The sequence below is a fragment of the Pleurocapsa sp. CCALA 161 genome, from assembly GCF_003003995.1.
Lineage (GTDB): Bacteria > Cyanobacteriota > Cyanobacteriia > Cyanobacteriales > Xenococcaceae > Waterburya.
In genome coordinates this window covers 1-5471 of the sequence record NZ_PVWF01000194.1, presented here as the reverse complement: position 1 = coordinate 5471, position 5471 = coordinate 1, and the positions used below count along the sequence as shown (strand labels likewise).

Here is a 5471-nt window from a genome sequence, read left to right as displayed (position 1 = left end):
GCCTAGCTTGTTCGATCGCAGCGTAAATTTGGCTTGCTAGTTGGGGATTATTTTTAGCAGCTTCCCCAGCTAAAACCGCTATCGGCTCGACCTCTAGACGGAAACAGTCTGCCCATTGGCGAGCGTAGTCTTTTATTTGGGTTAGTAACTGTGGATAATGAGTTAGAAGCCCCGCATCTACCACCGCGATCGCTTTCTTAATGCGCGTTCCCTTGTCCCCATTCGAAGATAAACGCCAGTCGGCGGACGGGGCCAACGCCCCAGCGTCCCGAAGGGAATTTGATGCGAATGCGTCTGTGGGGCTCATCGCTTTTTTCGGTAATTCTATTTCTGACCCTGCGATCGTCCGCGCTAATAGAGGATTGTCTATGGCGAATAAATTCTTGGTAAAATGAACCTCATATTGAAAATTGACTGAGAAAGCTTGCTTAACTATTGGTAAATTAAAGGCTGGCTGAGATTCAAATTGAGAGAAAGTTGCGGATTTATGCAAACTTGTAATTCCTCTTACCGAGCTTCGAGCTGAGAATTGCCAATCTCTCTGCCATTGGGGTTGAGTTTCTACCCATGCTGACCATTTGGTCAAACGAAGCGACCAGACTTTTAGCAGAGGAAAATCGTTTAAACTTATACCCAGATTAGGTAGTAAAGGAATAACAGTACCAGCAACCACCTCGGCTAAAGTAATTTGATCGCCACCAAAGTAAATATTTTCGGTCAGGAGATTTTCTAAAAGAGTCAGTACTGAAAGTATTCGCCGTTCGCTTTGCTCTAACTGTGAGCGATCGCTTTCTTGATGAGCATTACATGTGGCTAAAGCTTTTGTTTGCGCCTTTCCTAAAGGACGACGCGAAGCTAGTGCTTTAGCATACCGCTTCGCATATCGGTGGCGCAGGGTCTCATTGCTTTTTGTCCAGCCCATCATCTCAGCGAACCAAGGAGTAACTGCGGGTAATAAATGATTAATGCTAATGGTTGCTACCATTTTTACTGTAGCCAAGGCTTTAGGGTCTTTTGGCAACAAAGCAGGTGTAGGATATTTTGCTTCTAAATAGTCGAGGATGTCTAAAGAATCTGCTATTTCAAAGCCATCATCTACGATAGTTGGAATATAATCGAACAGCTCGATTGAGTATGGATCTGTTGCAGAACAGGTAACTAATTCAACGCTAATTTTTTTGGCTTGAATGGCAATCCAGACACAACGAGAGTAAGGAGAAAAAGAGTTATGGTAAAATTTCAGCATTAGTAATTATTTATAATGAATGTCGCGCCAAAAACTCAAGCATTAATTGGAGAAACGAGTTCAGCCAGTTTGTTCTTTGACGACAAACTTTTTTCGGCTTCGTTAAATGACTCTTTGGTAGAAGTAAAAACTCGAATCAAAGTATCTCGATCTTTTTTGGCAATTAGATCGGCTAAATATTGGTAATTTTCTGCTAACCGTTCGATAGTTTGGCAGCTTGCCTCGGTAGCCAGCATGATATCTACATACATAGATGGATTTTGTCCGAAAAAACGTTTGAGCGCCTCATATTCCAAACGATAGTTGGGACTCGACATGGATAGACTGCGTTCGCGATCTACCTGTTCGGCTGTGAGAAAAACGCCAAAGCCAAACTGAGAAAAATGACGCACTGCCTGAACGATTGCCATTAGGCGATCGTGTTCTTGAGGCTGACAAAAAACTAATTCGCCTCCTCGACTTGACATAAAATCCAAAAACCATTGAAATGAATTGTTATGGCGACCTGGGCAAACCACTATTTTTTGAGCAGCAAACGAGTTGCTATTTGGTCCAAACAAGGGATGTAATCCCATTACGGGTCCGCTATGGCAGGCAAGCATTCTTGCTACTGGTTTGGTTTTGATACTAGTGATATCGGCAACAGCAGTAGTAGAGGCGATATATCGTGCAGTACGTTCGATAATCGCTGATGTATGCTCGATGGGAACCGAAATTAAAACTAATTCTGCTTCACTTAAAAGTAGCTCTGCTTTTGACCAGTCTTTTTTGCCAAGAATCTCAACGCAATGACCAGCAGCCGTCAGTTGTTCGGCAAAAAATTGACCCATTCTGCCTCTTCCGCCAACTATGGTAACTCGACGCGATCGCTCGGCGGTTATTGGCGATTTGATTTCTAGAGAAGCTATACAGCTAGTAACTAATTGTGACCAAACCTTTTGAGGTACGTCTACCAAGTTAAGTAAAGGAGCAAGATTGGCTATTTGTTCTTCTTGTGAAGGAAGTTTTGATTCGCTATTAAGCAGCGACATTCGTTCCCCTAATAATTCAATTATGTGTCGGTCTATCTGTTCGAGCTTTTCAGCAGTCATGAAGATTAAGTTATTTAATAAAGTCGGGAGCAATGCGATCAAATCAATTTCTTACACCAACTCTTTATGACAGTGCCTTAAATTAAATCCAACTACTTTGCCCCAAACTAAGCGGGATAAACGTCTTGGCCAGAGATTCAAACTCAAAATATTAATTGATTGAAGCTAATAGCTAACAGCCAAGAGCTAACAGCTAGGGCAAAGCCCTTTATGTAACCGCCAATTTTTTGGCTGTTACTAGGGAAAGAGGTAGTAAACCTAATACCAGCAAGCCGTACCAACTGGCAAAACCTGCTGCTATAGTTGCATCTAAAACAATTAATGATAGTACGCCTGCTTTTACTGCTGACTGAATTATGTCGGGCTGGGGATTTCGCGTTGCTGCGACAAAAGGTGGCACAATTCGCACAGCTAATAGAATAAGAAAGGGTAAAGCAGCTAAAATAAAATAATTTGTCAGTAATTCCAGAGCTAATATGCTGCTAAAGACAATTACCAGACAAAATAGCGCGAATATACCCGTTTCTCGCTTTCCACCCCGAACTTCACCCTGGCTAATTGCCGTAATTGCAGCGATATAAACAATTGGCAACAAAGCTAACCACCACCTTTCTACCAATACGGTAGGGACGACACTCATACCCAAGATTAAGTTTCCACCACGACAGCATCCCATATTCAAAGGACCGCCTATGACATGGTGTTTACTGACAGCATTGTATAGTAAAGCAGCCGAAGCAACGCTAGTGGCGATCGCCATACTCAACAGCGAAACTTTCGCAGCAGCTAAAATTCCCATAACGAGCGACAAACTACCCAGCCAAATTGCATCTTGACGAGATACTCTTCCGCTGGGAATTGGTCTTTCTGGTCTTTCGTGGCTGTCTAATTCTGCATCGAATACGTCATTTAAAACTACACCGCCCCCGTAAAGTCCTGTAGTCGCTAATAATAGCCAGGCTAAATCTGGACTGGCAATAGCAACTGCTCCCGAGGCAGCACCAGCTAGGATATCAGCCCAGGCGGTAATAATATTAGCTGGTCGCATTAGTTGCAGATATGCCCAAAGGCGATCGCCTTTTTTAAAGCTTTTTTCGGTGGTTAATTCCATTTTTTTCTCTACTCAATCAGGACGGGATTTGCTTTATCGTTATGGAGAGAGCGATCGTTAACTATTCCTACTTGTTGGGGTTGTTGTCCCCGCAACACCGAATTACCTTGAAATAACTGTTTCTGGTCGATAGGCATAGGGTCAAGCCAATCAGCTTCTTGCATTTGACCGCTTTGACTATAAGCAGCCAGAGCATTTTCATAGCAAACTGCACGCACTTGGTCTTGAGGAATTCCTCGCTCTAACATTAACTGAGCGGTTTTGGGAACTGCTAGAGGATCGCTGATACCCCAATCCGCACTGCTATCGACGATAATTCTTTCTTTGCCATAGTTCCGCACGATCTCTACCATGCGAGCATTACCCATTTTGGTTTGGGGATAGATGGTGAAAGCAGTCCAAAAACCCCGCTCCAAAACTTCCTTGACCGTTTCTTCGTTATTGTGATCGATAATTACTTTAGCTGGGTCTAGTCCGTGTTCTAGGCAAACATCCATACTGCGACTCGTCCCCGCTTTTTTGTTGCGGTGTGGAGTATGAATCATTACCACCATGTCTAATTCTTTGGCTAACTCAAGCTGCAAACGGAAGTATTTGTCTTCGGCAGGAGTCATATCATCATAGCCAATTTCACCAATAGCTACTACACCCTCTTTGCAAGCATAAAGCGGTAATAGCTCCATTACTTCTTCTGCCAAGGCTTCGTTATTAGCTTCTTTGGAATTTAAACCAATCGTACAGTAATGCTGAATGCCAAACTGACTGGCGCGAAACCTTTCCCAACCAATCAAGCTACTAAAGTAGTCTTTGAAGCTACCAACATTAGTGCGGGGTTGCCCTAACCAAAAAGCTGGCTCAATCACTGCCACAATACCCATTTCTCGCATAATCGTATAGTCGTATGCCGTGCGAGATGTCATATGGATATGAGGATCGATAAACATCATCATAAGAATCGCTCGTTTTCTAGGTTGAAATTAAACACTTTTAATGGTTATTACTGTTAGTTACTGACTGAATCTTCTGTTATGCTTGTCCATGTCGAGTCACCTGAATCTATTGACTCTTGTAACTTGAAATATTGAGATTGAAGATTACTTGCTTGAAGATTGGAACTTTTGGCGCAAGCAAAAGCCCTAAAGGATAAACGATCGCTTTCCTCTCAACTGGTTCTGAATAAGCTAAAACTCGTTCCCAATTGGCAGTAATTGTTTCATCAGCAAATTCTCCCATAGCTCGCCAAAGTTCTGGAGATACCGAACGTTTGGCTGCCCATCGTTCGAGAGCATAATCAATCAGCATCTCAGATAGAGTCCGATTAGCACGGCGATCTAAACCCTGGATTGAATACAGGGAACTGCCGACAAACAAAGCTTTGAGTACCATCTGATTCCAAGCCGACTCGTCGAGATATTTGGCAGGGTAAGGATTGTGCAGAGACACTGCATCAAAAACTACGGTCATATTACTGCGAATTCCTTCCGCAGCCCGAAGACTATATTGTTGGGGACAGGGAAGCAAAGGTAACATCTGATAAAGTGCTACTAATTCTCCTACATCAGCAGTAGCAAAAAGCTGCTCTAGAGTCTTAGGGAGCGATTTGCGATCGCCCTGAGCTAAAGAAAGCACTAATAGACTACGAGCTGCTTGGTCTACACGCCAAAATTGAGGCGACCAACCAGGGCATTTTGCTCTAGCTGCTTGTATTTCTGCTTCATTCAACTGAAGTTTTTGCTTCCCCATATAACGAGGTACAGCACTAAAACTAGTAAAGAAAACCCGTTTGGAAGAACTAAAAGTTACTTTCTGCTGCTGTTGTTTGAGCCAGTCAAACCCACTTTGCTCGACTTGTCTTGCTAGCCAACTAGATAATAGATTGATAATTGTAGTCTGCTTGACGGTTGTTTCCGACATATTAGTCGTTTGTTCCTGGTATTATTCAACAGTGAGCAATGAGCAATGAGCAATGAGCAATGAGCAATGAGCAATGAGCAATGAGCAATGAGCAATGAGCAATGAGCAA

Annotated in this window: 5 protein-coding genes; all 5 read right to left on the bottom strand. The window is 43.0% G+C overall.

Annotated elements, in window-relative coordinates; translation table 11 throughout:
* The coding region (locus tag C7B62_RS24095) for a glutathione S-transferase N-terminal domain-containing protein (protein ID WP_106243689.1) at positions 1-1246 on the bottom strand (1246 nt) is incomplete at its 3' end.
* A 35-nt stretch (positions 1247-1281) separates the two neighbouring features.
* Positions 1282-2337, bottom strand: coding sequence for a bifunctional chorismate mutase/prephenate dehydrogenase (gene tyrA / locus C7B62_RS24090; protein ID WP_106243685.1), 1056 nt, complete (start codon positions 2335-2337; stop codon positions 1282-1284).
* A 208-nt stretch (positions 2338-2545) separates the two neighbouring features.
* Positions 2546-3448, bottom strand: coding sequence for a UbiA-like protein EboC (gene eboC / locus C7B62_RS24085; protein ID WP_199194361.1), 903 nt, complete (start codon positions 3446-3448; stop codon positions 2546-2548).
* Positions 3449-3456: 8 nt separating this feature from the next.
* Positions 3457-4392, bottom strand: coding sequence for a TatD family hydrolase (locus C7B62_RS24080; RefSeq protein ID WP_106243682.1), 936 nt, complete (start codon positions 4390-4392; stop codon positions 3457-3459).
* 112 nt (positions 4393-4504) lie between these two features.
* Positions 4505-5362, bottom strand: coding sequence for an EboA family metabolite traffic protein (locus C7B62_RS24075; RefSeq protein ID WP_158260742.1), 858 nt, complete (start codon positions 5360-5362; stop codon positions 4505-4507).
* Positions 5363-5471 lie beyond the last annotated feature (109 nt).

Bases quoted from the DNA above. Each gene is read 5' to 3' on its own strand.
- eboC (WP_199194361.1), bottom strand. From the start codon at position 3,448: ATGGAATTAACCACCGAAAAAAGCTTTAAAAAAGGCGATCGCCTTTGG.
- C7B62_RS24075 (WP_158260742.1), bottom strand. From the start codon at position 5,362: ATGTCGGAAACAACCGTCAAGCAGACTACAATTATCAATCTATTATCT.
- tyrA (WP_106243685.1), bottom strand. From the start codon at position 2,337: ATGACTGCTGAAAAGCTCGAACAGATAGACCGACACATAATTGAATTA.
- C7B62_RS24080 (WP_106243682.1), bottom strand. From the start codon at position 4,392: ATGTTTATCGATCCTCATATCCATATGACATCTCGCACGGCATACGAC.